Here is a 25,991-nt window from a genome sequence, read left to right on the forward strand (position 1 = left end):
CCGCGGTTGAACGAGTACCGGAAGAGACCTGTGTGGCCCTTCGTGCTGATGGGGTCGGCCGTCCTCGTGGCCGTACTCGGCGCCGTGGGCGCCTTCGAGTACATGGTGTACCGGATGTCCGATCCGGCGACGACCATCCCGGTGGGCCTGCGCGTCGACGGCTCACGCGTCTCCTTCAAGGCCCCCGTCTGCGCCGGTGAGAGAGTACAGACGGTCGAGGTGTACGACAGTGACTCCGAGAAGCTGCTGTGGCGCGCGCGGGGTCCGAGGACGGCCGAGGCCAAGAGCGGCGCGGTGACGCTCTGGGCGTCGGACGACTTCCGTACGGCACGTCCGACGGCGCAGCCCGGGACCTTGCCGAAGTGGCTGGACGTCTCCGTCGTCTACGCCGGAGGCGACGACGGCACCGGAGACGTGTTCGAGGTCCGGAAGGTCAGGGCCGCCCGGGTACCCGCCGGGCGGTACTGGACGCGGGAGGGGCCCATGACGGCCGCCGAGATCGACGCCCGGCTCTCCTGCTGAGGCCGCCGCACAGGTGTTCCACGGCGGGCCCTTCGCCCCCTAGCCTCGACTTCGATGAACGCCATCCCCGCGCATCTGGACCACCTCGTCCTCGCCACCCCCGACCTGGCGGCGACGGTCGCCGACTTCACGCGGCGCACCGGCGTCCCGCCCGCTCCCGGCGGCGCCCACGTGGGCCGCGGTACGCGCAACTTCCTGGTGTCGCTGGGTGGTTCCAGCTACCTGGAGATCATCGGGCCGGACCCGGAGCAGACGGAGCCGGACGGCCCGCGCCCGTTCGCGGTGGACGACCTGGCGGTGGCACGGACGGTGACCTGGGCCGTCAGCCCGCCCGACCTGGACGCCGCGGTCACATCCGCCCGGGCCCGCGGCTACGACCCGGGCGACATCCGCCCGATGAGCCGGCGCCGCCCCGACGGCACGCTCCTGCGGTGGCGGCTGACCGACGGCGACACCCAGCACCCCTCCGGTCTGGTGCCCTTCCTCATCGACTGGGGGTCCGCCGTCCACCCCTCCGCCTCCGGGCTGCCCGTCACCCCGCTGCTCCGGCTGTCGGCGAGCGCCCCCGACCCGGCGGAGCTCCGCCCGCTGCTGGCCGCCGTGGACGCCGAACTCCCGCTGACCGAGGGCCCGGTGGCCCTCACCTTCACCGTGGACACCCCGCGCGGCCCCGTCACCTTCTCCTGACCCCGGGCCGCGCCCTGTCCGATTCCTTCAAGACCGACGCCCGGCCCGCTGCCTACGGTGGCCGCATGACTCCACGATTCGCCGTGATCGGCCTGGTCGCCTCCGACATGGCGGCCTCACTCGCCTTCTACCGCCGCCTCGGCCTGGTCTTCCCCGACGGCGCCGAGGACCAGCCACACGTCGAGGCCGAACTGCCCGGCGGGCCGACCCTCGCCCTGGACACGGAGGAGACGATCCGCTCCTTCCACCCCGGGTGGCGGCCGCCGAGCGGGGGCGGCCGGATCGCGCTCGCCTTCCGGTGCGCGTCGCCCGCCGAGGTCGACACGATGTACGAGGACCTCGTCGGCGCCGGCCACCACGGCGAGCTCAAGCCGTGGGACGCCTTCTGGGGCCAGCGGTATGCGGTCGTGCACGACCCCGACGGCAACGGCGTCGACCTGTTCGCGCCGCTACCCCGGCAGTAGCCGGCCGAGCGGCACCCCGGCCAGCTCCTTGACGTCACGGGCCAGATGGGCCTGGTCGGCGAACCCGGCCCGGGCGGCCGTGTCCGCGAACGGCACCCCGGCCCGGGCCAGCCCCACGGCCCGCTGCAACCGCAGCACCCGGGCCAGCGTCTTGGGCCCGTACCCGAAGGCCACCAGCGACCGCCGGTGCAACTGCCGGACGGTGAGCCCCAGTTCGTCGGCGGTCCAGCCGACGGGACGGCCCGTGCCGAGGGCGGCGACGAGGTGCCGCAGCAGCGGGTCGGGGGGTGCGCCGGCCTCGGCCAGCCGCAACGCCGCTTCCTCCAGGCCCAGGGCCGGTCCGGGCGCGGCGGCGACCAGTGCGGTGAGACGGCGGACCTCCGCGGCGGGGCGCAGTGCGTCGAGTCCGACGCGCCGGTCACGCAGTTCGTGCGCGGGCACGCCGAGGATCGAGGGCGCGGTCCCGGGGAAGAAGCGGACGCCGGCCCAGAGTCCGGGCGCGCCGTCGGTGACGTAGGCGTGTGTGTCGGGTCCGGCGACGAGCAGCCGGCCGTCGTGCCAGAGCAGGTCCATGCACCCGTCGGGCAGCACCCGCCCCACGCCGGCCTCGGCCGGGGTGTTGCGCCAGACGACCGCTCCGGTCAGCCGGGAGGGCCTCTCCTCGTACACGCCCGCCAGCCTACGCGCGCGCCCGCGCCGGCCGTCCCCGGTGCTCCTGCGGGCCGACTCCGTGGACCCGCATCACGGGCTCGCCCACGAGCGGGCTGAAACGCCGGGCGGACGGACGTGCCCGGCGCCGTACACGGTGTACTCGCCGAGCTGCTCGCCCGGCGGCTCGCGGCGGCCGAGGCCGTCGACCCGCTCTTCGCGCGGGACCTGGCCGCTCGGGTCGCGCGCTTCACGGAGGACGGCGGCAAGTTCAACCGCTCCCGCCTGAGCGCCGCGCGGGACACCCCGGCCTCGGCGGCCGGTGAGGCCACGGTCCAGGGGGCGCGGGTCGTCCTGGAGCAGCCGCAGCACCCGCCCCACCACCGGTTCCGGGATCGTCGCCGCAGGTGTGCGGGTCGGGTCCGCGGGCGAGGGCGAGGTCACCGGCCCGCAGCCGCACCGGCTGCCCCGCGTCCGGCGTGGCCCGGGCGCCGCCGCGGACCATGAGCATGACGGTCGGCGGGGCCCGGTCCTCCACCCGCAGGACCCAGGGCGGATGGAAGCACGCTCGGATCATGAAGGCGCCACGCACGCGGGGGCCGGCGAGCGGGAGGTGCCGGTCGTCAGGAGCCTTCCGGCTTGTGCGGCGGGTGGGTGCTCTTGACGTGGGTGCGCAGGCGTGAGGTCACGTCCTCGGGCGGCAGGAAGCGGGACCAGCGCTCGGGGAACTCCGACGGCATGTCGGGGTCCTCGGGATCGGTGTCGTGACCGGCGGCGGCACGGGCCACGTGTTCGGCCAGCTGGGCCTCGCGCAGTCGCTCGTTGGCGGCGCGGGCCGCGGCGGTCGCCGCCGCCGGCCACACGCGGTCGATCGCCGCGTTGACCGCGGCCCCGACGAGCACGGCGAAGGCGCCCACCCCGATCCACAGCAGCACGGCGACGGCGGCGGCGAGGGAGCCGTAGATGGAGGCGCCCTCGATGGTCTGGGTGAGGTAGATGCGCAGCAGGAAGCTGCAGACCACCCACATCGCCAGTGCCACCAGCGCGCCGGGCACGTCCTCGATCCACGGGGAGCGCACCGGCACGGACACGTGGTAGAGCGTGGTCAGGAAGACGATCGACAGGATGATGACCACGGGCCAGTACAGGACCTGCACCACCGTCTCCGACCACGGCACGATCCGCACCACCGCGTCCGGGCCCGCGACCATCAGCGGCAGCGCGACCGAACCGATCACCAGGGCCGCGACGAACAGCAGGAACGCCACGATCCGGGTCTTGACGATGCCGCGCACGCCGTCGAGGCCGTACATCACGGTGATGGTGTCGATGAAGACGTTGACCGCGCGGGAGCCCGACCACAGGGCGAACAGGAAGCCGATGGAGATGACGTCCGGTCTGCCGCCCTTCATCACGTCGTTCAGGATCGGCTGGGCGATCTCGTTGACACCCTTGTCGGACAGGACGGTCTGCGACGCGTTGAGGATGTTGGTCTCGAGGCTGGAGATGCTGTCGGTGCCGGTCCAGTCGTCGACGTAGCCGAGCAGGCCGATGAGGCTGAGCAGCAGGGGCGGCACGGACAGCAGCGTGAAGAACGCGGCCTCCGCGGCGAGGCCGAGGATGCGGTACTCCATGCAGGAGTTGACGGTGTCCTTGAGCAGCAGCCAGGCGGTCCTGCGCTTGGAGACGTTCCGGTAGAGGGCACGCGCCCGGTGGAGACGACCGGAGGGCCGCTGCGAGGACTCACTTGCTGGCTGCACGACCTAACGGTATCCGGCAGGTCCGCGTGCCCTCATCCCCTGGCCCCGGGCAACACGGCCGGACCCGGCGCCGGGACCCGGCCACCTCTCTGTCATGTCCGCGTTGACCGGAATGTTCCCGGCCGGGTCGTGCCGACCGGCGCCGAGACGGGGTACTTTCGCGGCATGGCAGGCACCACGCACACCGTGTCCAACCAGCCCCCTCCCCTGACCGGCTACGACGTCTACTCCGCCGACCGTGTCCTGACCGAGGCCGTCGGCCGGCATGTCTCCGCCGATCTGCTGGACGAGGTCCGCGGCGAGCTGTCCGCGCTCGGCCGGGCGTCCGGATCGGCACAGGTGCAGGAGTGGGGTGCGCAGGCCAACGACAACCCGCCCCGGCTGCGCACCCACGACCGGTACGGCCACCGTGTCGACGAGGTCGAGTTCCACCCGGCCTGGCACCGCGTGCTCGGCAAGGGCGTCGGGGCCGGACTGACCGCGGCCTGGGCCCGCCCCGCGGGCCATGTGCGCAGAGCGGCCGCGTTCCTGGTGTGGACGCAGGTCGAGGCCGGCAACCTCTGTCCGCTGTCCATGACCCACGCCGCCGTCCCGGCGCTGCGGACCGACCCGGACCTCGCCGCCGTCTGGGAACCCAGACTCACGTCCATGATCTACGACCGCGAGCTGCGGCCCGCCCGTCTCAAGGCCGGTGCCCTGTTCGGGATGGGCATGACGGAGAAGCAGGGCGGCAGCGACGTACGCGCCAACACGACGGCCGCGACGCCGCTCGCCGAGGCCGGGACGTACACGCTCACCGGGCACAAGTGGTTCTGTTCGGCTCCGATGTCCGACGGCTTCCTGGTCCTCGCCCAGGCACCGGAGGGGCTGACCTGCTTCCTGGTGCCCCGCGTCCTGGAGGACGGTTCCCGCAACGTCTTCCTCCTGCAGCGCCTCAAGGACAAGCTCGGCAACCGCTCCAACGCCTCCGCCGAGGTCGAGTTCGACGGGACCTGGGCGCGGCGGGTCGGTGAGGAGGGGCGCGGGGTGCGCACCATCATCGACATGGTGGCCGCGACCCGGCTGGACTGCGTGCTCGGTTCGGCGGGCCTGATGCGGCAGGCGGTGGCGCAGGCGGTCCACCACTGCACGTACCGGGAGGCCTTCGAGGGCAGGCTCATCGACAAGCCGCTGATGCGCAACGTGCTCGCCGACCTCGCCGTGGAGTCCGAGGCGGCGACCACCCTCGCGCTGCGCCTGGCGGCCGCCTGCGACGACGGCGGCGAGCAGGAGCGGGCGCTGCTGCGGCTCGCGGTGCCGGCCGCCAAGTACTGGGTGAGCAAGCGGTGTACGCCCGTCGTCGTCGAGGCCGCCGAGTGCCTGGGCGGCAACGGCTACGTCGAGGAGTCGGGCCTGCCCCGGCTGGTGCGCGAGTCGCCGCTGAACTCGATCTGGGAGGGCGCGGGGAACGTGCAGGCCCTGGACGTGCTGCGCGCCCTGCGCCGGGAGCCGACGGCGCTGAACGCCTACCTCCAGGAGGTGGGCCGGGCCCGGGGCGCCGACCACCGCCTCGACCAGGCGATCAAGAACCTGCTGACCGACCTGGCCGACCTGGACGGGATCGAGGCCCGCGCCCGGCGACTGACGGAACGGCTGGCCCTGGTCCTGCAGGGTTCGCTGCTGGTCCGCTTCGCGCCCCCCGAGGTGGCCGACGCCTTCTGCGCCTCCCGCCTGGGCGGCGACGCCGGCACGGCCTTCGGCACCCTGCCCCACACCCTGAACCTGAAGTCGGTGGTGAATCGGGCCCGCCCGCAAGAATGAGGCCGGCCCCGCCGGCCCAAGGGGCGCGGGGAACCGCGCGACCGGCCACGAACCGGCCCGCACCCGCCGTCGCGCACAAGCCCCCACCCCCCGAGGCGAGGTCGGCCGAATCGCCGAAGGCAAACGGCGAGGGTGGTGCTGCGCCGACACGGCACCACCCCCGCCGCACTGGCCCGGTCGAGGCCGCGAACGCCGCTCGGGACGGCGTCGCTCAATATTCAAACAAGCCGGGAGCGTTCACCAGGGTTGCAGGGGGTTGCAACTTGCTGCTGTCTGTGGCCGGACTGTGTCCGTCCGTCATGAACGAACGGCACTATTGGACGGACAGTCAGGATGTTCCCTCCGGGAGGACCAGTGGCACTCTCGCCGACGGACGTGACGCAACTCGCGGTGGTGGACACGGCTCGCGCGGCACGGGTACTCAGCGACGTCCGCTCCGCCGCGCTCTCCGGGCAGCGCGCGCCGGTCGCGCCCCGCCCGGTGATCGAGCAGTCGTGGGGGCGCATGCTGCGCAGCGGCGTCGACCCCGACCACGACTTCCGCACCGGGCTGCTGTCCCAGGAGGAGGTGCGGCGGCGCCGGGAGGTCTCGGAGCTCAGGCATGTGCTGCCGGTGCTGCGCGAGGGACTGCTGTCGGTCGCGGACACCGCCCACCACATCATGGTGATCGCCGACGCCGACGGCCGCGTGCTGTGGCGGGAGGGCAGTTCCCCGGTGCTGCGCAAGGCCGACGGGACCGGCTTCGAACTCGGCGCGGACTGGCGGGAAAGCGTCATCGGCACCAACGGCATCGGCACCCCGGTGGTGGCCCGCCGGCCCGTGCAGGTCTTCGCCTCCGAGCACTTCGTGCGCTCGCAGACCTCCTGGACCTGCACCGGCGCGCCCATCACGGACCCGCGCGACGGCCGGCTGCTCGGCGTCGTGGACGTCAGCGGGCCGCTGGAGACGATGCACCCGGCCACCCTCGCCTGGGTCGACTCGGTGGCCAAGCTCGCCGAGTCGAAGCTGCGCGAACTGCATCTGGGCTCGCTGGAACGGCTGCGCTCGGTGGCGGCCCCGGTGCTGGCCCGGGTGGGCGGCCGCGCGCTGGCGGTGGACCGGGACGGCTGGACGGCGGCGGTGACGGGAATGCCGTACACGAGCCGGGCCTTTCTGCCCAAATCCCTCTCGACGGGCCGTCGATGGCTGCTGCCGTTCGGGCTGTGCACGGTGGAGCCGCTGGCGGGGGGCTGGTTGATCCGGGTCTCGGACGAGCCGGTGCCGCGGGTGGCCACCCGGGTCGTGCTGGACCTGACGCAGTCGCGCCGCTGGACGGTGACGGTGTCCGGGTCCGCGGGCTCATGGAGCCACGAACTGAGTCCACGGCACGCCGAGTTGCTGTATCTGCTGGCGCTGCACCGTGACGGCCGCAGCGCGGCCGGCCTGGCCGAGGACGTGTTCGGGGACCCGGCCCGTACGGTGACGGTACGGGCCGAGATGTCGCGTGTACGGCGCTACCTGGGCGGACTGCTGGAGCACCGCCCCTACCGCTTCGCCGAGGGCGCCGACGTCGAGGTGCTGCTGCCTGCCGACCCGCGGGACCTGCTGCCGCACTCGACGGCGCCGGCGGTGATCAGCGGGCGCACACCGGACGACACGCCGGGAATGTATCGTTCCGCTCCCTCCGAGTGACAACGCGGGGCATCGGGGGAGCATCTTCCGCATATTTGCAGGGTCTTAGCCCTGGGCCGCCCCGAACTGCCGTAGCATCCCTCTACGGGCCACCCCACCTGCTCCTTTGGTCAACACACGGACCAATGAACGCAGTTGGCTCGCCTCGGGAGGACCTATGAAGCAACGTGGCAGGCACCGTCGGCAGAAGCGGGGCCGAGCGCTGCGCGCTTTCCTGGCCGGGACCGCCCTCGCGCTCACCGCGGCGGCCACCATGATCAGTGCCTCGCAGGCCACGGTCAGCAAGGATCCCGGGGGGTTGAAGACCCTCGCCGGGTCCGCCGCGGAGTTCCGGCTGCGGGAACGGCTGGTGCCCGAGTCCACGCTGGACCGGCTCGCCTCCGCGATGGGCAGGCCCGTCGGCGTGCGCGCCGTCCTCGACGACGCCGACCACTCCCTGCGTACGCCGGCCGACTGCACGACCGCCGACCGCGCCGCGCTGCCCGTCGAGCCGGCGGCCACGCGCGCGTACTGCTGGGACGCCGCCGACACCCGCGGCTGGCGGGCCGGCGCGATCACCACCTCGGGGGACGCGGACGACGACGGCCACTGGGGCGAGCACCGGGTGCTGCTGTCCGGCTGGGCCCGCGCCGGCCGGGCGGGCGCGCCGGGTCTGGCCCGGGTCGCCTTCGTCGACGCCGACGACCCCGACAACCTCGTCTACACCTGGGCCCTCCTCGCCGTTCCGGTCGACGGCGGCCGCGACTACCGCGGGCTGGCCTCCGCCGTGTCCGGCATGACCTGGTACCAGGGCAAGCTGCTGGTCACCACCGCCGACGGCCTGTACGTCTACGACCTGCACCGCGTCCAGCGGGCCACCGTCGACAGCAGCCGGATCGGCAAGGTGCCCGGCGGCTGGTCGGCCCACGGCTACCGGTACGTGCTGCCGGCCATCGGCTCCTACCGGCCGGCCCCCGGCGCGGCCCGCCCCGAGGCGATCTCCCTCGACCGCAGCACCGCGCCCGACAGCCTGGTCGCGAGCGAGCGGGTGTCCTCGGACAGCGGCCGGCACACCCGCCTGTGGCGCTACGCGTTCAGCTCCGACCCGGCGCGCGCCGGGCTGCTGGCCACGGACTCCGCCGGACAGGCGTCGGCGACCCGGGCGTACGAGACGAAGACGACCGACGTCAGCGGTGTGCTGTCGTACGGCTCGAACTGGTATCTCGACCGCGCGGCGGACGACCCGGCCGGCCACGGCACGCTGTGGCGGCAGAACGCGCACGGCGCGCGGGCCACCGAGTGCGGCACGGACGAGTCCAGCAACTGCTGGAGCGGCCGGGCCGGCTCCCTGTCGTACTGGGAGGAGACCGGCGAGGTGTGGTCCCAGTCCGGGCAGATGCTCTACGCGCTGCCGCTGAGCTCGATCGACAGGTCTCTGGGCTGATCGGCCGGTCCCCGGGCTGATCGGCCGGCCTCCGGGCTGATCGGCCGGCCTCCGGGCTGATCGGCCGGCCTCCGGGCTGATCGGCTGACTTCCCGGCTGATCGGCCGGTCTGCGAGCCGATCGGCCGGTCCCCGGGCTGATCGGCCGGTCCCCGGGATGATCGGCCGACCTCCGGGCTGATCGGCTGACTTCCCGGCTCATCGGCCGGTTTCCGGGATGATCGGCCGGTCTGCGAGCCGGTCGGCTGATCTCGGGCCCGATCGACAGATCTCGGGGCCGGATGATTCCCTGGCCGGCATGACGAACATCCCCGTGACCACCTGGTCCCTGGAGCAGACCGCCCCGACCGACCTCCTTCCGGCCTCCGCGCCGGAGGGGGACGTGCGGATCGTGCGCGCCGAGGTCCCCTCCCCCGAGTTCAGCCGCTTCCTGTACGCGTCGGTCGGCGGCGACATCCGCTGGATCGACCGGCTGGGCTGGACGTACGCCCGTTGGGAGGAGCACCTCGGGCGGGCCGGCGTGGAGACGTGGGTGGCCTACGACCGGGGCACGCCCGCCGGGTACGTGGAGCTGGACCCGCAGGACGACGGGGTGGTGGAGATCGTCTACTTCGGGCTGATCCCCGCCTTCCGGGGCCGCCGGATCGGCGGGCACCTGCTGTCGAACGGCGCCGCCCGCGCCTGGGACCTCGCGGACCGCTGGCCCGGGCTGGCCCGCACCAAGCGGGTCTGGCTGCACACCTGCAGCCTGGACGGGGAGCACGCCATGGACAACTATCTGCGCAGGGGCTTCAAGCTCTTCGACACCAAGGTCGAGGAGCAGGCCGAGGTGGCCGCTCCCGGGCCGTGGCCCGGCGCCTACCGCGTCTGACCTGCGCGGACAAGAGTCCGTGCGCGCTATGTGATCGACGACACTCTTGTCTCGCCTGTCGGGACAAGGGTGTCCGCATCATGGACGAAGCTGGACTGTGTCCAGATCGCCGTGACACGCTTCCGTCATGTCTGGAACTGGAATTGCCTTGGTGAGTCGGCGGCACGTCGACCTCGGCCGCATGTCCAGCGCCATCTGTCCGGCGAGCTGACAGCTCAGAGCCGCCCGACATCTTCTGACATCTCCTCTTTCCCTGCGCAAAGACGCGCACGTATGCCCATGCGCATGTACGCGCAGGCCAGAGCCGCTTTCCGCCTGTCCCGAAGGACGTAATCACCATGGCCGCCTCCCCGCAGAACCCTGCCGCCGCGACTTCCCGCCGCAAGGTGAGCCGTCACCGTGGCGAGGGTCAGTGGGCCGCGGGGCACTTCACTCCGCTGAACGGCAACGAGCAGTTCAAGAAGGACGACGACGGTCTCAATGTGCGGACACGCATTGAGACGATCTACTCCAAGCGTGGCTTCGACTCGATCGACCCCAACGACCTGCGCGGGCGTATGCGCTGGTGGGGGCTGTACACCCAGCGCAAGCCCGGGATCGACGGCGGCAAGACCGCGATCCTGGAGCCGGAGGAGCTGGACGACAAGTACTTCATGCTGCGGGTGCGCGTCGACGGCGGCCGCCTCACCACCCAGCAGCTGCGGGTGATCGGCGAGATCTCGCAGGAGTTCGCGCGCGGCAGCGCCGACATCACCGACCGGCAGAACATCCAGCTGCACTGGATCCGCATCGAGGACGTGCCGGAGATCTGGGAGCGGCTGGAGGCCGTCGGGCTGTCCACCACCGAGGCGTGCGGCGACTGCCCGCGTGTCGTGATCGGCTCGCCGGTCGCCGGGATCGCCGAGGACGAGATCATCGACGGCACCTGGGCCGTCGAGGAGATCCACGACCGCTACATCGGCAGCAAGGAGTTCTCCAACCTGCCGCGCAAGTTCAAGACGGCGCTCTCCGGCTCCCCGCTGCTGGACGTCGTGCACGAGATCAACGACGTGGCGTTCGTCGGCGTCGAGCACCCCGAGCACGGCCCCGGCTTCGACCTCTGGGTCGGCGGCGGCCTGTCCACCAACCCCAAGCTCGGCGTCCGGCTCGGCGCCTGGGTGCCGTTGGAGGAGGTCCCGGAGGTGTGGGCCGGCGTGGTCGGCATCTTCCGCGACTGGGGCTACCGGCGGCTGCGCAACCGCGCCCGGCTGAAGTTCCTCGTCGCCGACTGGGGCCCGGAGAAGTTCCGCCAGGTCCTGGAGGACGACTACCTCAGCCGCAAGCTCGTCGACGGCCCCGCGCCCGCCGACCCCGCGGGCCGCTGGCGCGACCACGTCGGTGTGCACCGGCAGAGGGACGGCCGTTTCTACGTCGGTTTCGCCCCGCGCGTCGGCCGCGTCGACGGCGCCACGCTCACGAAGATCGCCGAGGTGGCCGAGGCGCACGGCTCGAACCGGGTCCGGACCACCGTCGAGCAGAAGATGATCGTCCTCGATGTCGAGGAGGCGCAGGTCGAGCCGCTGGTGGAGGCTCTGGAGGCGCTGGACCTGACGGCCAAGCCGTCGCCGTTCCGGCGGGGCACCATGGCCTGCACCGGCATCGAGTACTGCAAGCTCGCCATCGTCGAGACCAAGCAGCGCGGTTCCGCGCTGATCGACGAACTGGAGCGCCGCATCCCGGACTTCGACGAGCCGATCACCATCAACCTCAACGGCTGCCCGAACGCCTGCGCCCGTATCCAGGTGGCGGACATCGGTCTCAAGGGCCAGCTGGTCCTCAACGACCGGGGTGAGCAGGTCGAGGGCTACCAGGTGCACCTCGGTGGCGCCCTCGGCCTGGAAGCCGGTTTCGGCCGCAAGGTCCGTGGTCTGAAGGTCACTTCCGAGGAGCTGCCCGACTACGTCGAGCGCGTCCTGAAGCGGTTCCAGGCGGAGCGCGAGGAGGGCGAGCGGTTCGCGGCCTGGGCCGCGCGCGCGTCCGAGGAGGCCCTGTCGTGAGCGAGCGTGCCGCCCCCTTCCACTGCCCCTACTGCGGCGACGAGGACCTCCGTCCCGGCGAGCAGGGCCATGGCGCGTGGGAATGCGCCGCGTGCAACAGGGCTTTCCAGTTGAAGTTCCTCGGGCTGCTGGCCCGGGGCCTTCAGCGCTCCGAACCAGGGGAAGATCAGACATGACCGCGGTGACGGAAGAACGGACGACCGACGATCTGAAGGCGCTCGCCGAGCAGGCGGGCCGCGACCTGGAGGACGCCTCCGCGCTGGAGATCCTGCGGTGGGCGGCGGAAACCTTCGGAAAGCGTTTCTGCGTGACCTCGTCGATGGAGGACGCGGTGGTCGCCCACCTCGCCTCCCGCGCGATGCCCGGCGTCGACGTGGTGTTCCTCGACACCGGTTACCACTTCCCGGAGACCATCGGCACCCGCGACGCGGTCGAGGCCGTCATGGACGTCAACGTCATCACGCTCACGCCGCGTCAGACGGTGGCCGAGCAGGACGCGGAGTACGGCCCGAGGCTGCACGACCGCGACCCCGACCTGTGCTGCAAGCTGCGCAAGGTGCAGCCGCTGGAGCGGGGCCTGACCAACTACGTGGCATGGGCGACCGGTCTGCGCCGCGACGAGTCCCCGACCCGGGCGAACACCCCGGTCGTCGGCTGGGACGAGAAGCGGCAGAAGGTCAAGATCTCCCCGATCGCCCGCTGGACCCAGGACGACGTGGACGCCTATGTCGCCGAACACGGCGTCCTGACCAACCCGTTGCTGATGGACGGCTACGCCTCCGTCGGCTGCGCCCCCTGCACCCGCCGGGTGCTCGAGGGCGAGGACGCGCGCGCCGGCCGCTGGGCCGGGCGGGCCAAGACCGAGTGCGGGCTGCACGAATGACGACGACCGAGGAGTTTCAGGTGACGACCGGAGCCACCGTCTGGCTCACGGGTCTGCCGAGTGCCGGCAAGACCACCATCGCGTACGAGCTGGCCGGCCGGCTGCGCGAGGAGGGCCACCGCGTCGAGGTGCTCGACGGCGACGAGATCCGCGAGTTCATCTCGGCGGGCCTCGGCTTCAGCCGCGAGGACCGGCACACCAACGTGCAGCGCATCGGCTTCCTCGCCGAGCTGCTCGCCCGCAACGGCGTCAAGGCGCTGGTCCCGGTCATCGCGCCGTACGCCGACAGCCGCGAGGCGGTGCGCAAGCGCCACCAGGACGGCGGGGCGCCCTACATCGAGGTGCACGTCGCGACCCCGGTCGAGGTGTGCTCCGTGCGTGACGTGAAGGGCCTGTACGCCAAGCAGGCGGCCGGCGAGCTGACCGGGCTGACGGGTGTGGACGACCCCTACGAGCAGCCCGAGTCGCCCGACCTGCGCATCGAGTCGCAGCACCAGACCGTCCAGGAGTCCGCGGCCGCGGTCCACGCGCTGCTCACCGAGAGGGGACTGGCATGACGACGACCGTCGCCGAGACCGAGGAGGGCACGGAAGCTCCGTACGCCCTCTCGCACCTGGACGCGCTGGAGTCCGAGGCGGTGCACATCTTCCGTGAGGTGGCGGGCGAGTTCGAGCGGCCGGTGATCCTGTTCTCCGGCGGCAAGGACTCCATCGTCATGCTCCACCTCGCGCTGAAGGCCTTCGCCCCCGCGGCCGTGCCCTTCTCGCTGCTGCACGTGGACACCGGCCACAACTTCCCCGAGGTCCTCGAGTACCGGGACCGGGCGGTGGCCAAGCACGGGCTGCGGCTGCACGTCGCCTCGGTGCAGGACTACATCGACCGCGGGGTGCTCAAGGAGCGCCCGGACGGCACCCGTAACCCGCTGCAGACGCTTCCGCTGACCGAGAAGATCCAGGCCGAGAAGTTCGACGCCGTGTTCGGCGGCGGGCGGCGGGACGAGGAGAAGGCCCGCGCCAAGGAACGGGTGTTCTCCCTGCGCGACGAGTTCTCGCAGTGGGACCCGCGCCGGCAGCGGCCCGAACTGTGGAACCTCTACAACGGCCGCCACGCCCCCGGCGAGCACGTCCGCGTCTTCCCCCTGTCCAACTGGACCGAGCTGGACGTCTGGCAGTACATCGCCCGCGAGGGCATCGAACTGCCGGAGATCTACTTCGCGCACGAGCGCGAGGTGTTCAAGCGGGGCGGCATGTGGCTGACCGCGGGCGAGTGGGGCGGGCCCAAGGACGGCGAGAACGTCGAGAAGCGGCTGATCCGCTACCGCACCGTGGGCGACATGTCCTGCACGGGCGCCGTCGACTCGGACGCGACCACGCTGGACGCCGTCATCGCCGAGATCGCCGCCTCCCGGCTGACCGAGCGCGGCGCGACGCGTGCCGACGACAAGCTCTCCGAGGCCGCGATGGAAGACCGTAAGCGCGAGGGGTACTTCTAAGCATGAGCACGACCACGGAACTCTCCGAGACCACCCTTCTGCGTTTCGCGACGGCAGGCTCCGTCGACGACGGCAAGTCCACGCTGGTGGGACGGCTGCTGCACGACTCCAAGTCGGTGCTGGCCGACCAGCTGGAGGCCGTCGAGCACGCCTCCCGCAACCGCGGCCAGGACGCGCCCGACCTCGCGCTGCTCACCGACGGCCTGCGGGCCGAGCGCGAGCAGGGCATCACCATCGACGTGGCGTACCGTTACTTCGCCACGCCGAGGCGGCGGTTCATCCTCGCCGACACCCCCGGCCACGTGCAGTACACCCGCAACATGGTCACCGGTGCCTCCACGGCCGAGCTGACGGTGATCCTGGTGGACGCCCGCAACGGCGTCGTCGAGCAGACCCGCCGTCATGCCGCGATCGCCGCGCTCCTGCGCGTCCCGCACGTCGTCCTCGCCGTCAACAAGATGGACCTGGTCGACTACCGGGAGTCCGTCTTCGCCGCGATCGCCGAGGAGTTCACCGCCTACGCGCTCGAACTGGGCGTCCCGGAGATCACCGCGATCCCGATCTCCGCGCTGGCCGGCGACAACGTGGTGGACCCGTCCGCGAACATGGACTGGTACGGCGGCCCGACCTTCCTGGAGCACCTGGAGACGGTCCCGGTCACCCACGACCTGAGCCACTGCCACGCCCGCCTGCCCGTGCAGTACGTGATCCGGCCGCAGACCGCCGAGCACCCGGACTACCGGGGTTACGCCGGCCAGATCGCCGCCGGTTCGTTCCACGTCGGCGAAGCGGTGACGGTGCTGCCGTCCGGCCGCGCCTCGCGGATCTCCGGCATCGACCTGCTCGGCGAGCCGGTCGACGTCGCCTGGACGACGCAGTCGGTGACGCTCCTGCTGGAGGACGACATCGACATCTCGCGCGGCGATCTGATCGTGCCCAGCAAGGACGCCCCGGCGACCACGCAGGACATCGAGGCGACCGTCTGCCACGTCGCCGACGCCCCGCTCACCGTCGGCCACCGGGTGCTGCTCAAGCACGGCACCCGCACGGTGAAGGCGATCGTCAAGGACATCCCCTCCCGGCTCACCCTCGACGATTTGTCCCTGCACCCGCACCCGGGACAGCTCGCCGCCAACGACATCGGCCGCGTGAAGATCCGCACCGCGGAGCCGCTGCCGGTCGACTCCTACGCCGACTCCCGGCGCACCGGTTCGTTCATCCTGATCGACCCCAGCGACGGCACCACGCTCACCGCGGGCATGGTCGGCGAGTCCTTCGCGTCCCCGGAGCCCGTCAAGGACGCGGCCGAGGACGACGGATGGGACTTCTGACCGTCCCCGGTCCGCCGTCCTCCCGGCCATGACCACGACGAGATCCCAGGAGGTGACGACCATGGCCACGATCACGACGCTCGCCAAGGCCGACGAGACGGTCGAGCACGCCGCCCGCATCGAGCACGTCTCGAAGTCCTTCGCGACGCCCGGTGGGCAGCAGCTCGTCCTGGACGACATCAGCCTCGATGTCGCCCCCGGCGAGTTCGTCACCCTCCTGGGCGCCTCCGGCTGCGGCAAGTCCACGCTGCTGAACCTGGTGGCGGGCCTGGACCGGCCCAGCGCGGGCTCCATCACCACCGACGGCCGCCCCGCCCTGATGTTCCAGGAGCACGCCCTGTTCCCCTGGCTGAGCGCGGGCAGGAACATCGAACTCGCCCTCAAACTCCGGGGAGTGGCCAAGCCCGAGCGGCGCGAGCGGGCCGAGGAGCTGCTGGAGCTGGTGCGGCTCAAGGGCGCGCACGGCAAGCGGGTGCACGAGCTGTCCGGCGGCATGCGCCAGCGCGTGGCGCTGGCCCGCGCACTGGCCCAGGACAGCCGGCTGCTGCTGATGGACGAGCCGTTCGCCGCGCTGGACGCCATCACCCGGGACGTGCTGCACGACGAACTGACCCGCATCTGGGCCGAGACGGGCCTGTCGGTGCTGTTCGTCACGCACAACGTGCGCGAAGCGGTGCGGCTGGCCCAGCGGGTGATCCTGCTGTCCTCCCGCCCGGGCCGGATCGCCCGCGAGTGGCGGGTCGACATCCCGCAGCCGCGCCGCATCGAGGACGCGCCCGTGGCCGAACTGTCCCTCGAGATCACCGATGTACTGCGTGGGGAGATCCGCCGTCATGGCCAGCACTGAGACGACACCGGCCCAGGACGCCGGGAGCGTCGAAGCAGGCCTCGACGCCCTGGAGACCGCGGCCACCGGACGGGCGCCGTTCCGGAAGACGTTCGTCGACAAGGTCCTGCCGCCGGTCACGGCGATCGCCGTGGTGCTGGTGGTCTGGCAGGGGCTGATCTCCTTCAAGATCGTCGACGATCCGAGCAAGCTGCCCTCGCCGGCCGACGTCTGGCACGTACTGCGCCAGTCGTGGCTGGAGGGCACGCTGCTGGACTACATCTGGACCAGCGTCTCGCGCGGCCTGCTCGGCTTCTGCCTCGCGCTGCTCATCGGCACCCCGCTGGGCCTGCTGGTGGCCCGCGTGAAGTTCGTCCGCGCCGCCATCGGACCCATCCTGTCCGGCCTGCAGTCCCTGCCCTCGGTCGCCTGGGTACCCCCCGCCGTCATCTGGCTCGGCCTGAACAACTCCATGATGTACGCCGTCATCCTGCTCGGCGCCGTCCCCTCCATCGCCAACGGCCTCGTCTCCGGCGTCGACCAGGTGCCCCCGCTCTTCCTGCGCGCCGGCCGCACCATGGGCGCCACCGGCCTGAAGGGCACCTGGCACATCACCCTGCCCGCCGCCCTGCCCGGCTACGTCGCCGGCATGAAACAGGGCTGGGCCTTCTCCTGGCGCTCCCTCATGGCCGCCGAGATCATCGCCAGCTTCCCCGACCTCGGCGTCGGCCTCGGCCAACTCCTCGAAAACGCCCGCACCGCCTCCGACATGGCCATGGTCTTCGAAGCCATCCTGCTCATCCTCTTCGTCGGCATCGCCATCGACCTGATCGTCTTCAGCCCCCTCGAGCGCTGGGTCCTGCGCAGCCGCGGCCTGCTGGTGAGGGGCTGAGGTTCCATGCGTACGAAGTCCGCCCGCCCGGTCCTGGTGGTGATCGCGCACGGCAGCCGTGACCCGCGGCATGCCGCGACGGTGCACGCCCTGGTCCGCCAGGTGCGCGCGCTGCGCCCGGAGGTCCGGGTGGAGACCGGTTTCCTGGACTTCAACATCCCGTCCGTGCAGGGGGTCCTGGAGTCGCTGGCCGCGGACGGCGTCCGCGACGTCGTGGCCCTGCCGCTGCTGTTGACGCGCGCGTTCCACGCGAAGGCCGACATCCCGGCGGTCCTGCGGGAGGCGCCGTCGCGGCTGCGCATCCGCCAGGCGGAGGTGCTGGGCCCCTCGCCGCTGCTCCTGACCGCCCTCGAACGGCGTTTGTACGAGGCGGGGTTGTCGCCCGCCGACAAGTCCTCGACCGGGGTCGTGCTGGCCTCGGCGGGGTCCACCGACCCGGAGGCGATCGCGGTGATCGCAGAAATCGCGCGGGAGTGGCGGCACACCGGTTGGTGCGCCGTGCGACCCGCGTTCGCCTCCGCCGCTCTGCCCCGTACCGAGGACGCGGTACGGGAACTGCGGGACCTGGGCTGCGCGCGGGTGGCCGTCGCGCCGTACGTCCTGGCCCCCGGCTTCCTGCCCGACCGCATCGCGCGCGGCGCGGCCGACGCGGACGTGCTCGCCGACGTCCTCGGCCCGGCGCCGGAGGTGGCGCGGGTACTGCTGGAACGTTACGACGCCGCGCGCACCCCGGCGCTGGCGGCTCTCGGCGCCTGACCCGGCGCACGGCACCGGCCGTCAGTCGAAGCGGAGCGATCCCGTGCGGGTGCGCTTGAGTTCGAAGAAGTCGGGGTCGGCGGCCAGGACGCGGAAGCTGTCGAAGAGCGCGGCCGCCCGGCTCCCCCGGGGGACGGCCCGCAGCACGGGGCCGAACCACACCGTGCCGTCGACGTGGAGGATGGGCGTGCCGACGTAGCCGCCCGAGTCGGGCTCGGTGCCGGCCTCGTGGCTGCGGCGGACGGCCTCGTCGTACGACGGGTCGTGTGCGGCGGCGGCCAGGTCGGCAGGCAGGCCCAGTTCCTCCAGGGACTCGGCGATCACGGTGGCGAAGAGGTCGGTGGAGTCGGCCTTGCGCTCGTGGATGCGGGTGCCGAACGCGGTGTACAGATCGCGCAGCACCTTCTCCCCGTGCCGCTCGGCCGCGGCCACGGCCACCCGCACCGGGCCGATCGACCGGTCCACCAACTCCCGGTACCAGTCAGGGAGTTCGTTGCCGATGTTGTGCAGGTACAGGCTCATCGCGTGGAAGCGGAGGTCGAGCGGGCGCTCGCGCTCGACCTCCAGCAGCCACCGCGAGGTGATCCAGGCGAAGGGGCAGGCGGGGTCGAACCAGAAGTCGACGCGGATGGGTGCGGTGTCGGTCATACCGTCGACGCTAACCCCGAGGCGGTACAGGGTCTCGCCCCAATTGTTCACGTTTTCATTGGCCCAATTTCGGGTCGCGTCCGCTGGCGGCGAGGGCGCGGTCGAAGACGGGGGCGTCCTCCGGGACCGGCACGGGGTCGGCGAAGCCGTCGTACTGCCGGTAGAGGTCGCCGTGCTTCTCGACCACGTGCAGGACGAAGCGGGCGGCGTCGTCGGAGATCCGGAACGTCTGGCCGGTGGCGGTGGCGACGTCCCAGCCGTGCACCGCCATCTCCTTGATCACCATGGAGGCGATGTCGAGGGCGGGCACCTTGGCCATGCCCAGGTCGACCTCGCCCTCCCACACCGCTGGGTCGGCCCAGGCGGCGACGGCGCGGTCCAGCTGGGCGGCGTAGGCCTCGGCCCAGTCCGGGTCGGCGGTGAAGTCGCGGGCGGTCAGCTCCTCGGGGAGCTGCTTGCGCAGGGCGCGGTGCTCCAGGCCGTGGGAGGTGTAGAGGACCCAGTGGTCGACCAGGGCGCGGACGTCCCAGTCGGGGCAGTGGGTGGGTTCGCCGAGGCGGGCCGCCGGGACGCCGCGCGCCACGCGGGCCGCCTCGGCCGCGCACTCGGTCATGTACGGGTGCAGGTGCTTGGGGTCGTCGTACGTCATGCACCCCACGCTAGGAAGAGGCCGCTCAGGACTCTTGAACAAACGCGACAGCCTCGTCGGCGAGCCGGATCAGCTCCTCGACCGGCATCGAACCGGCCGCCCGGTGCTCGCGCGCGAAGGTGTTGGCGAGCCGCTGGAGGAGGTCGTTGAGCGGGGTCGGTACGCCGTGCAGCCGGCCCAGCAGCGCGATCTCGCCGTTGAGGTGGTCGGCCTCGATGCTGCCGGTGCCGCGGCTGAGGGACTGCCAGGAGGAGCCGCCGCCGCGCGGGGCGCCGTCGAGCGGGACCAGGTCGACCTTGTGGCCGCGCGTCTCCCGCTGCTCCTCGGCGCTCGCGTACGCGATCCCGGCCGCGTCGAGCACGGCCTCGCCCTCGGCCCGCACCCGCCGGTACAGCTCCCCGGCCCGGTCGCCGGCGACCGAGGAGACCGCCTCCAGCGCGTTGGCCAGGTTGGACAGCAGCTTGGCGTACTGCCAGCGGGTCACGTCCGGCACCACCGGCGCCTCCAGGAACCGTGTCTTCTCCAGGTCCGCGGCGATCCGCCGCACGCTCTCGTCGGTGCCGTGGGGATAGCGGCCCAGGTGCAGGATGCCGGTGAGCGGGGCGCCGGCCGCGGAGATTCGGCCCGGTTCGACGAAGGTCGCGGGCAGCCACACGCAGACGCCGTACACGTGCCGGAAGACGCGCAGGGCGAGGCGCTGTCCCTCGACGCCGTTCTGGGCGCACAGCAGCGGCAGCCTCTCGGCCGCCGTCCCGCCGCCCGCGACCGGCGCCGGGCCCCAGGTCCCCAGGGCGGCCACCGTGTCCTGCGTCTTGACGGCGAGGACGAGGACGTCGTCGGCCCGCAACTCGCCGAGCTCGTCCGGCCCTTCGACCGCCGGCAGCCGGTAGGTGTGCCGTCCGTCGGGCACCGTCAGCCGCAGCCCGCTCTCCCGCAGTGCCGCGAGGTGCGCGCCGCGGGCGACCGCGACGACCTCGTGCCCGGCCCCCGCGAGCCGTCCGCCGATCGCCCCGCCGACGGCGCCGGCTCCGATGATGATGTAGCGCATGGCAGGAGCCTCGCACACCCGGGCCACCGGCCGTCCGGGCCCCCGCGCGGTCAACCCGCCGTCAGCTCGACCAGTTTCACCACGGTGTTCCAGTTCCGGGTGGTGGCGATCAGCCCCTTGTTCACGCGGGGCCGGGCGAGCAGTTCGGCGAGCCTGGAGCGGCCCAGGCCGTTCGGCGCGTAGAGGTAGAGCGCGCGGTCGCCGAGGCGGAACTCCTCGGGGAGACAGGCCTCCTGGTCGATCTCCGCGAACCGGTCGGCGGTGACCGGTGCGGAGAAGTAGGTGACGTGCAGCTGCTTGGCCTCCAGGTCGGCGGCCGGGAAGGGGCAGGCCTCGGCGATCGCCTTCAGATAGGCGTGGTCGCGCACGATCACGTCGACGGTGAAGCCGAAGTGCTTCTCGACGGCCTGCGTGAGCTCGGCGGCCAGGGAGTCCTCGTCGCCGTGACCGGAGGCGAACACTGCCTGCCCGCTCTGCAGGTGGGTGCGTACGGCGTCGTACCCGAGGCCCTCCATGAGCCGGCGCAGCTCGGCCATCGGGACCCTCTTCTTGCCACCCACGTTGATACCGCGCAGCAGCGCCGCGTACGTCGTCGTCATGGCGCACACCCTAGGACGGCCGTCGTGCCCCGTGGGGGTGGGCACGACGGCCAGGTCCGCGTGGGGGCGGACTGCGCGAAACTCTGGCCGACCGGGCGGACCCACTGCAACAGCTACACGCAGCTGTGACTTGTTCAACAAGGTTTCGTAATCACAAAGAGGAGCGAGACCGGCGGACCGGACACGGCACGACCGGGGCGGTCACCCTGATCACTACCAGCGGGTAGCCCGGATAGATGTAAGGGGCCGCGGTCCTCCCCAGCGGTGAGGGGACCGGGTCCGTGCGGATGAGTTCTGGCCACGGCACTTCACCGGGCAGCACGACGAGACGGCCTTACCTCGCCCATACCTTCGAAACGGAAGGTGGCGGCACGGGGCTGTCACCGCTCACGAGGGGGCAGGCCCGTCATGGGGAACGAGGAATCGCGGGTGCGGGGCATCGCCGCCCGGGCGGGCGGGTGGAGTGCCCGGCATCGATGGGCCGCCGTAGGGATCTGGGTGCTGTTCGTCGTCCTGGCGATGGGGCTCGGCTCGGCGGCCGGCCGGGTCGATCTGAAGGACAGCGACCAGCTCAAGGGCGAGACGCACACCGCCGCAAGGATCATCGATGACGCGGGGATCAAGGAGCCGGCCGGTGAGACCGTCCTGATCCAGGCGAAGGACGGCGGCCCGAAGGCCACGGACGCCGAGTTCCGGTCGGCGGTCGCGGCGGTCGTGAAGGCCGTGGACGCCACCGGCCGGGTCACGGACGTGAAGTCGCCGTACACCACCGACACGATCTCCAAGGACGGGCGCAGCGCGCTGGTGCAGTTCGACATGCGCGGCGACGCGGAGACCGCGGGCGACCGGGTGGCTCCGGTGCTGAGCGCCGTCGCCGGCGTGCAGAGGGAGCACGGGTCGCTGCGGATCGAGGAGATCGGCGGCGCCAGCATGCGCAAGACCTTCGACGACGCGTTCGGGAACGACTTCAAGAAGGCCGAGTACTCCGCGGTGCCGGTGGCCCTCGGCATCCTGCTCATCGCCTTCGGCGCCCTGGTGGCCGCGCTGCTGCCGGTGGCCCTGGCGATCACCGCGATCATGGCGACGATGGGCCTGATGGGCATCGTCAGCCACGTCCAGCCGATGACCGACACCGCCAACTCCGTGATGCTGCTGGTCGGTCTGGCCGTGGGCGTCGACTACTGCCTGTTCTACCTGCGCCGTGAGCGCGAGGAGCGGGCCGCCGGACGCGACGGCCAGACGGCGCTGCGGGTCGCCGCCGCGACCAGCGGCCGCGCGATCATCGTCTCGGGCATCACGGTGTGCGTGGCGATGGCGGGCATGCTGTTCACCGGGCTCGCCACGTTCGAGGGCATGGGCCTGGCCTCGCTGATGGTCGTCGCCGTCGCCATGGTCGGCTCGGTGACCGTGCTGCCGGCGCTGCTGTCGCTGCTGGGCGAGCGGGTCGAGAAGGGCCGCGTGCCGTTCCTGCACAAGGCCATGCAGCGCCGGGCCGCCCGTTCGGGCGGGCAGAGCCGGTTCTGGAGCGCCGTCGTGCGCGCGGTGCTGGCCAGGCCGCTGGTGTCGGTGGTCGTGGCGGCCGGCGCGCTGCTCGCGGTCGCGGCTCCCGCGCTCGGCATGAAGACCCAGAACCTCACGCTGGACCAGGAGTTCGGCAACTCGCTGCCGATCGTGCAGACGTACAACCGCGTCAACGACGCCTTCCCGGGCGGCTCCGAGCCGGCCGAGGTGGTCGTCAAGGCGAAGGACATCAACGCCCCCGAGGTCAAGAGCGCGCTCGCCGACTTCAAGGAGCGGGCGATCAGTTCGGGTGCCTCGCGCGGCCCGGTCCAGATCACCCTGCACGACGCGCAGAACATCGCCTACGTCTACGTCCCACTGGTCGGCGGGTCCGACCTGGACAAGGCGGGCGCCAGCCTGGAGAAGCTGCGCGACGAGGTGCGGCCCGCCACGCTCGGCAAGGTGGACGGCGTCCAGGCCCCGATCACCGGGCAGGTGGCCGGTTCGAAGGACTTCAACGACCAGCTCGGCGGCGCCGTCGTCCCGGTCTTCGCGTTCGTCGTGGTCTTCGCCTTCGCGCTGATGCTGCTGTCGTTCCGCTCGCTGACCATCGCGATCACCTCGATCGTGCTCAACCTCCTTTCCGTGGGGGCCGCCTACGGCATCCTCGTCGCCGTCTTCCAGCACGGCTGGGGTGCCTCCCTGGTCGGCGCGGAGGGTGTCGGGGCGATCATCACCTGGCTGCCGCTGTTCCTGTTCGTGATCCTGTTCGGGCTGAGCATGGACTACCACGTGTTCGTGGTCTCCCGGATCCGCGAGGCACGGCTGCGGGGCCGTACGACGAACGACGCGATCCACCACGGGGTGGTCACCACGGCCGGTGTCGTCACCAGCGCCGCGGTCATCATGGTCGCCGTGTTCGCGATCTTCGGCACGCTGTCCATGCAGTCCATGAAGCAGATGGGCGTGGGCCTCGCGGCCGCGGTGCTCATCGACGCGACGATCATCCGGGGCGTGCTGCTGCCGGCCGTGATGGCGCTGCTGGGCGAACGCAACTGGTACCTGCCGAAGTGGCTGCACCGCATGCCCGACCTCACGCACGACGAGGCGCCGGAGGCCGTCACACAGACGGCGGATGACGAGGGTGAGCCCGTGAGGGTCTGAACCCGCCGTGGCTGAGGGCCCGTTGGTCTCCCGGGGGAACCAGCGGGCCCTCGCTCATGCCCGGACGCGGGCGCGCCGCAGTTCGGCCTCGACGAGGTCGGCCGCCCGTCGTGTGCCGCCCTCCTGGGCCATCCCGGCCTGGATCTCGCCCAGTCGCCGGGCCACTTCGGGGTCGTCGACCAGGGCGAGGGCGGTCGTGCGCAGGGCGTCGGCGGTGGCCTCCTCGGTGTCGAGGCGGCGGGCGACGCCGAGCGCCTGCAGCATGTCGGCGTTGCCGAACTGGTCGACGGCCTGCGGTACGGCGATCATCGGCGTGGCGGTGGCCAGTCCCTCCTGGCTGCCGCCCGCCCCCGCGTGCGTGACGAACAGGTCGGCCCGCTTCAGGACCGCCAACTGCGGGACCCAGGAGCGCACTTCGACATTCCCGGGTACGTTCCCGAGCGCGGCCGGGTCCATACGCTTCCCGATCTGCAGCACGAGGTGCCAGCCCCGGAGTCCGCCGAAGGCCCGCACGCACTCCCGGTAGAAGCCGGGCCGGTCGGTGAAGGTGGAGCCCAGCGACACCAGCACCACCATCTCGGCGTCCGCCGGCGGAGCCCAGTCGCCCTGCGCCGCCCGGTCGCCCTGGCAGGCGCCGACGAAGGTGTACACGCGCTCGTCGACCCGGTCGGCGTTCGGCTGCAGCGCCCTGGGGATCAGCACCAGCGACCGGTCGGGCCGGCCGACGAAGTCGTCCGAGTGCAGCCCGATCCCGTTCTCCTCCAGCCAGGCCCGGAAACGGGCGTAGTAGGCCTTTCCCCGCTCGGTGCTCTTGGGCTCCGCCCACATCGGCCCGGCCACCTCCTCCTCGTACCCCTCCCAGGCCACGAGGTTCGGCGACAGCGAGACGGCGGGCACACCCCAGCGGTGGGCGAGGACACCGGCGGGGTAGGCCGTGATGTCGTGCAGCACGAGATCCGGTACGTCCCCCTCGTACGCCGCCGCGAGCTGCGGCAGCGCCTGCATCGCGTCGGCGAGGAACAGCTCCACGTGGTCCAGCAGTTCGCTTCCCCAGGCGGCCGGGTCGGCGCCGGGTCCGGGGAGCGTGGAGTTCCACGGCCTCGGCTCGGCGCCGGTCTCGGCGACCTTGTCCGCGAGGGCCGGCGGGATCGCGTAGGTGACCCGGTGCCCGCGTGCGACAAGCTCGCGGATCACCTCGAGGCTGGGGTTCACATGGCCGTGCGCGGCGATGGAGAACATGGCGATGTGGGCGGGGGTGGTCATGCGACCGACCGTAGACGAGACGATACGTCTCGTCCAATGCTTTACACCTGTGCGGCAAGTGCGCCGTGCAGCAGCAGCCACTTCTCCGGCGCCACCTCGCCCACCAGGGCCCTCGGATCCAGGTCCGCCGCCCGGAACGCCGCGTCCACCCGGCGCCCGGGCCCCGCCCTGCGCAGGGAGGCGTGCAGCGAGCCACCGACGCCCGAGAAGCCCAGCTCGACCAGTCGGCGCCAGCTGTCGTGCGCGGCGGGAGCGAGCAGCGGAGTGCGGCGACGCTCGATACGCACGATCCCGGCGTCGACGCCGGGCACCGGACGGAACCGCGTGCGCGGGACCCTGCCGACCAGCCGCCACTCGTACCACGGCCAGCTGCGGACGGTGACCAGCGTCCAGCTCCCGTAGTCGCCGGTGCGTTTGCGGGCGTATTCGAGCTGGGTGAGGAGGGTGGCGTCGGTGAGGGCGGGAGCCCGCAGGCACCAGTCGACGATGGCGGCCGTACGGGAGAAGGGCACGTTGCCGGCCACGGAGAAGGGGGTGCGCGGGGGCCGGGCGGCGAGGAAGTCGCCACCGACGACGGTGACTTGGGGGGTGGTGGAGAAGCGGTCGCGCAGTACGGGCACGAGCGATCGGTCGATCTCGTACGCGCGCAGTCGTCGGCACCGAGGAGCGAGCCGCTCGGTCAGGGCGCCTTTGCCGGCCCCCACTTCGAGCAGCAGGGCAGGCCGGCCGGCGTGCGGGACGGCGAGGCGTGCGAGGCGGTCGGCGGTGGCGCGGTCGGCGAGGAAGTTCTGCGAGAGCGCGCGGGAGTTTCGGGCGGGGCGGGCCATGGCCTGCGGTCCTTGTCTTCCGGAAGGAGGGGGAAGGGCAGCCGAAGGCCCTGACCGGAAGACAGAGGGAAGGAAGTGGCGCGGCGCGACGCCCGGTGGGCGCGGCCTCGGCGGACACCGCTCGGCGAAACGCCGCTCAGCGGGTGCGACTCCCCGGACCGGTCAGGGCACCGGGGCCACGACGCATCCGTACGGAGTGCGCGGTGCCCCGGCCGAGACCGGAGTCGATGAT

The 25,991-nt window shown here is 72.1% G+C and carries 26 protein-coding genes and 2 pseudogenes; 18 read left to right on the top strand and 10 right to left on the bottom strand.

All coding sequences use genetic code 11. The features are described from left to right. The first annotated feature begins 6 nt into the window (after positions 1-6). From ACQF4J_RS12265 to ACQF4J_RS12275, 3 genes are all read left to right on the top strand, one after another. Complete coding sequence (locus ACQF4J_RS12265) at positions 7-522, top strand: hypothetical protein (RefSeq protein ID WP_351582092.1); 516 nt, start codon at positions 7-9, stop codon at positions 520-522. Positions 523-576: 54 nt separating this feature from the next. Then, positions 577-1,209: a VOC family protein gene (locus ACQF4J_RS12270; protein WP_351582094.1), complete on the top strand. Its 633-nt coding sequence runs from the start codon at positions 577-579 to the stop codon at positions 1,207-1,209. A gap of 65 nt (positions 1,210-1,274) precedes the next feature. Further along, positions 1,275-1,673, top strand: a complete 399-nt coding sequence (locus tag ACQF4J_RS12275) for a VOC family protein (protein ID WP_427165613.1) — start codon at positions 1,275-1,277, stop codon at positions 1,671-1,673. Here the strand turns inward: ACQF4J_RS12275 and ACQF4J_RS12280 are convergent. The 4 genes and pseudogenes from ACQF4J_RS12280 to ACQF4J_RS12295 form a co-directional block, all read right to left on the bottom strand. Next, positions 1,659-2,342, bottom strand: a complete 684-nt coding sequence (locus ACQF4J_RS12280) for a helix-turn-helix domain-containing protein (RefSeq protein ID WP_427165614.1) — start codon at positions 2,340-2,342, stop codon at positions 1,659-1,661. The genes ACQF4J_RS12275 and ACQF4J_RS12280 overlap by 15 nt on opposite strands. 72 nt (positions 2,343-2,414) lie before the next feature. Further along, complete coding sequence (locus ACQF4J_RS12285; RefSeq protein WP_427168714.1) at positions 2,415-2,765, bottom strand: hypothetical protein; 351 nt, start codon at positions 2,763-2,765, stop codon at positions 2,415-2,417. Next, positions 2,707-2,898 (bottom strand): annotated as a pseudogene (locus tag ACQF4J_RS12290) (cupin domain-containing protein); the annotation flags it as partial. The gene ACQF4J_RS12285 and the pseudogene ACQF4J_RS12290, both read right to left, overlap by 59 nt. Before the next feature lie 46 nt (positions 2,899-2,944). Continuing rightward, positions 2,945-4,081 carry a YihY/virulence factor BrkB family protein gene (locus ACQF4J_RS12295; RefSeq protein ID WP_351582100.1) on the bottom strand — a complete coding sequence of 379 codons (1,137 nt, stop codon included), beginning with the start codon at positions 4,079-4,081 and terminating at the stop codon, positions 2,945-2,947. Between the two features lie 165 nt (positions 4,082-4,246). Between ACQF4J_RS12295 and ACQF4J_RS12300 the strand changes: the two genes are divergently transcribed. From ACQF4J_RS12300 to ACQF4J_RS12365, 14 genes are all read left to right on the top strand, one after another. Then, on the top strand, positions 4,247-5,881 hold the full coding sequence (locus tag ACQF4J_RS12300; protein ID WP_427165615.1) for an acyl-CoA dehydrogenase family protein: 1,635 nt from the start codon (positions 4,247-4,249) through the stop codon (positions 5,879-5,881). 354 nt (positions 5,882-6,235) lie between these two features. Then, complete coding sequence (locus ACQF4J_RS12305; protein WP_351582104.1) at positions 6,236-7,552, top strand: GAF domain-containing protein; 1,317 nt, start codon at positions 6,236-6,238, stop codon at positions 7,550-7,552. 157 nt (positions 7,553-7,709) lie between these two features. Next, a complete protein-coding gene (locus ACQF4J_RS12310; RefSeq protein WP_427165616.1) occupies positions 7,710-8,975 on the top strand; it encodes a hypothetical protein in 1,266 nt (421 codons plus the stop codon). Between the two features lie 297 nt (positions 8,976-9,272). Then, a complete protein-coding gene (locus tag ACQF4J_RS12315) occupies positions 9,273-9,845 on the top strand; it encodes a GNAT family N-acetyltransferase (protein ID WP_351582108.1) in 573 nt (190 codons plus the stop codon). Positions 9,846-9,972: 127 nt separating this feature from the next. Continuing rightward, positions 9,973-10,056: a putative leader peptide gene (locus tag ACQF4J_RS12320; RefSeq protein ID WP_309486338.1), complete on the top strand. Its 84-nt coding sequence runs from the start codon at positions 9,973-9,975 to the stop codon at positions 10,054-10,056. A 127-nt stretch (positions 10,057-10,183) separates the two neighbouring features. After that, positions 10,184-11,881, top strand: coding sequence for a nitrite/sulfite reductase (locus ACQF4J_RS12325; RefSeq protein ID WP_427165617.1), 1,698 nt, complete (start codon positions 10,184-10,186; stop codon positions 11,879-11,881). Next, complete coding sequence (locus ACQF4J_RS12330) at positions 11,878-12,057, top strand: hypothetical protein (RefSeq protein ID WP_351582112.1); 180 nt, start codon at positions 11,878-11,880, stop codon at positions 12,055-12,057. Before ACQF4J_RS12325 ends, ACQF4J_RS12330 begins: the two co-directional genes overlap by 4 nt. Next, positions 12,054-12,764 carry a phosphoadenylyl-sulfate reductase gene (locus ACQF4J_RS12335; RefSeq protein WP_351582114.1) on the top strand — a complete coding sequence of 237 codons (711 nt, stop codon included), beginning with the start codon at positions 12,054-12,056 and terminating at the stop codon, positions 12,762-12,764. Before ACQF4J_RS12330 ends, ACQF4J_RS12335 begins: the two co-directional genes overlap by 4 nt. 20 nt (positions 12,765-12,784) lie before the next feature. Continuing rightward, entirely contained in the window at positions 12,785-13,321 is a 537-nt protein-coding gene (cysC, locus tag ACQF4J_RS12340) for an adenylyl-sulfate kinase (protein ID WP_142147428.1), read from the top strand. After that, on the top strand, positions 13,318-14,256 hold the full coding sequence (cysD, locus tag ACQF4J_RS12345) for a sulfate adenylyltransferase subunit CysD (RefSeq protein ID WP_351806401.1): 939 nt from the start codon (positions 13,318-13,320) through the stop codon (positions 14,254-14,256). The genes cysC and cysD overlap by 4 nt, the downstream gene beginning before the upstream one ends. 2 nt (positions 14,257-14,258) lie before the next feature. Further along, positions 14,259-15,587, top strand: a complete 1,329-nt coding sequence (locus ACQF4J_RS12350) for a sulfate adenylyltransferase subunit 1 (protein WP_427165618.1) — start codon at positions 14,259-14,261, stop codon at positions 15,585-15,587. Positions 15,588-15,615: 28 nt separating this feature from the next. Then, positions 15,616-16,434: an ABC transporter ATP-binding protein gene (locus ACQF4J_RS12355; RefSeq protein WP_427165619.1), complete on the top strand. Its 819-nt coding sequence runs from the start codon at positions 15,616-15,618 to the stop codon at positions 16,432-16,434. Then, a complete protein-coding gene (locus tag ACQF4J_RS12360; protein ID WP_427165620.1) occupies positions 16,421-17,305 on the top strand; it encodes an ABC transporter permease in 885 nt (294 codons plus the stop codon). The genes ACQF4J_RS12355 and ACQF4J_RS12360 overlap by 14 nt, the downstream gene beginning before the upstream one ends. Positions 17,306-17,311: 6 nt before the next feature. Beyond that, positions 17,312-18,061, top strand: coding sequence for a sirohydrochlorin chelatase (locus tag ACQF4J_RS12365; protein WP_427165621.1), 750 nt, complete (start codon positions 17,312-17,314; stop codon positions 18,059-18,061). A 21-nt stretch (positions 18,062-18,082) separates the two neighbouring features. Here ACQF4J_RS12365 and ACQF4J_RS12370 read toward each other — a convergent pair whose 3' ends face one another. From ACQF4J_RS12370 to ACQF4J_RS12385, 4 genes are read right to left on the bottom strand one after another with little or no spacing between them, the layout of a single operon-like run. Continuing rightward, a complete protein-coding gene (locus ACQF4J_RS12370; protein WP_427165622.1) occupies positions 18,083-18,709 on the bottom strand; it encodes a DsbA family protein in 627 nt (208 codons plus the stop codon). A 55-nt stretch (positions 18,710-18,764) separates the two neighbouring features. Next, a complete protein-coding gene (locus tag ACQF4J_RS12375) occupies positions 18,765-19,358 on the bottom strand; it encodes a TIGR03086 family metal-binding protein (RefSeq protein WP_351563265.1) in 594 nt (197 codons plus the stop codon). Between the two features lie 25 nt (positions 19,359-19,383). Further along, positions 19,384-20,406 carry a ketopantoate reductase family protein gene (locus ACQF4J_RS12380; RefSeq protein ID WP_351563263.1) on the bottom strand — a complete coding sequence of 341 codons (1,023 nt, stop codon included), beginning with the start codon at positions 20,404-20,406 and terminating at the stop codon, positions 19,384-19,386. Positions 20,407-20,456: 50 nt separating this feature from the next. Beyond that, complete coding sequence (locus tag ACQF4J_RS12385; RefSeq protein WP_351563261.1) at positions 20,457-21,005, bottom strand: DUF1697 domain-containing protein; 549 nt, start codon at positions 21,003-21,005, stop codon at positions 20,457-20,459. Positions 21,006-21,413: 408 nt separating this feature from the next. On the opposite strand from ACQF4J_RS12385, the gene ACQF4J_RS12390 reads away from it, so the two are divergent. Continuing rightward, positions 21,414-23,669: an MMPL family transporter gene (locus tag ACQF4J_RS12390; RefSeq protein WP_351563260.1), complete on the top strand. Its 2,256-nt coding sequence runs from the start codon at positions 21,414-21,416 to the stop codon at positions 23,667-23,669. Between the two features lie 54 nt (positions 23,670-23,723). Here the strand turns inward: ACQF4J_RS12390 and mgt are convergent. Both mgt and erm read right to left on the bottom strand, forming a co-directional pair. Then, positions 23,724-24,990 (bottom strand): annotated as a pseudogene (mgt, locus tag ACQF4J_RS12395) (macrolide-inactivating glycosyltransferase). Further along, positions 24,974-25,759, bottom strand: a complete 786-nt coding sequence (gene erm, locus ACQF4J_RS12400) for an ErmE/ErmH/ErmO/ErmR family 23S rRNA (adenine(2058)-N(6))-methyltransferase (protein ID WP_427165623.1) — start codon at positions 25,757-25,759, stop codon at positions 24,974-24,976. The pseudogene mgt and the gene erm overlap by 17 nt, the downstream one beginning before the upstream one ends. Between the last annotated feature and the right edge of the window lie 232 nt (positions 25,760-25,991).

Origin of the sequence: Streptomyces sp. C1-1, assembly GCF_050214755.1 — a bacterium.
Classification (GTDB): domain Bacteria; phylum Actinomycetota; class Actinomycetes; order Streptomycetales; family Streptomycetaceae; genus Streptomyces.

Excerpts from the sequence above, each read along its gene's own strand:
- ACQF4J_RS12270 (WP_351582094.1), top strand. The coding sequence starts at position 577 with ATGAACGCCATCCCCGCGCATCTGGACCACCTCGTCCTCGCCACCCCC.
- ACQF4J_RS12275 (WP_427165613.1), top strand. The coding sequence starts at position 1,275 with ATGACTCCACGATTCGCCGTGATCGGCCTGGTCGCCTCCGACATGGCG.
- ACQF4J_RS12300 (WP_427165615.1), top strand. The coding sequence starts at position 4,247 with ATGGCAGGCACCACGCACACCGTGTCCAACCAGCCCCCTCCCCTGACC.
- ACQF4J_RS12310 (WP_427165616.1), top strand. The coding sequence starts at position 7,710 with ATGAAGCAACGTGGCAGGCACCGTCGGCAGAAGCGGGGCCGAGCGCTG.
- ACQF4J_RS12315 (WP_351582108.1), top strand. The coding sequence starts at position 9,273 with ATGACGAACATCCCCGTGACCACCTGGTCCCTGGAGCAGACCGCCCCG.
- ACQF4J_RS12320 (WP_309486338.1), top strand. The coding sequence starts at position 9,973 with ATGTCTGGAACTGGAATTGCCTTGGTGAGTCGGCGGCACGTCGACCTC.
- ACQF4J_RS12325 (WP_427165617.1), top strand. The coding sequence starts at position 10,184 with ATGGCCGCCTCCCCGCAGAACCCTGCCGCCGCGACTTCCCGCCGCAAG.
- ACQF4J_RS12335 (WP_351582114.1), top strand. The coding sequence starts at position 12,054 with ATGACCGCGGTGACGGAAGAACGGACGACCGACGATCTGAAGGCGCTC.
- cysD (WP_351806401.1), top strand. The coding sequence starts at position 13,318 with ATGACGACGACCGTCGCCGAGACCGAGGAGGGCACGGAAGCTCCGTAC.
- ACQF4J_RS12350 (WP_427165618.1), top strand. The coding sequence starts at position 14,259 with ATGAGCACGACCACGGAACTCTCCGAGACCACCCTTCTGCGTTTCGCG.
- ACQF4J_RS12355 (WP_427165619.1), top strand. The coding sequence starts at position 15,616 with ATGACCACGACGAGATCCCAGGAGGTGACGACCATGGCCACGATCACG.
- ACQF4J_RS12360 (WP_427165620.1), top strand. The coding sequence starts at position 16,421 with ATGGCCAGCACTGAGACGACACCGGCCCAGGACGCCGGGAGCGTCGAA.
- ACQF4J_RS12365 (WP_427165621.1), top strand. The coding sequence starts at position 17,312 with ATGCGTACGAAGTCCGCCCGCCCGGTCCTGGTGGTGATCGCGCACGGC.
- ACQF4J_RS12370 (WP_427165622.1), bottom strand. The coding sequence starts at position 18,709 with ATGACCGACACCGCACCCATCCGCGTCGACTTCTGGTTCGACCCCGCC.
- ACQF4J_RS12375 (WP_351563265.1), bottom strand. The coding sequence starts at position 19,358 with ATGACGTACGACGACCCCAAGCACCTGCACCCGTACATGACCGAGTGC.
- ACQF4J_RS12380 (WP_351563263.1), bottom strand. The coding sequence starts at position 20,406 with ATGCGCTACATCATCATCGGAGCCGGCGCCGTCGGCGGGGCGATCGGC.
- ACQF4J_RS12385 (WP_351563261.1), bottom strand. The coding sequence starts at position 21,005 with ATGACGACGACGTACGCGGCGCTGCTGCGCGGTATCAACGTGGGTGGC.
- ACQF4J_RS12390 (WP_351563260.1), top strand. The coding sequence starts at position 21,414 with ATGGGGAACGAGGAATCGCGGGTGCGGGGCATCGCCGCCCGGGCGGGC.
- erm (WP_427165623.1), bottom strand. The coding sequence starts at position 25,759 with ATGGCCCGCCCCGCCCGAAACTCCCGCGCGCTCTCGCAGAACTTCCTC.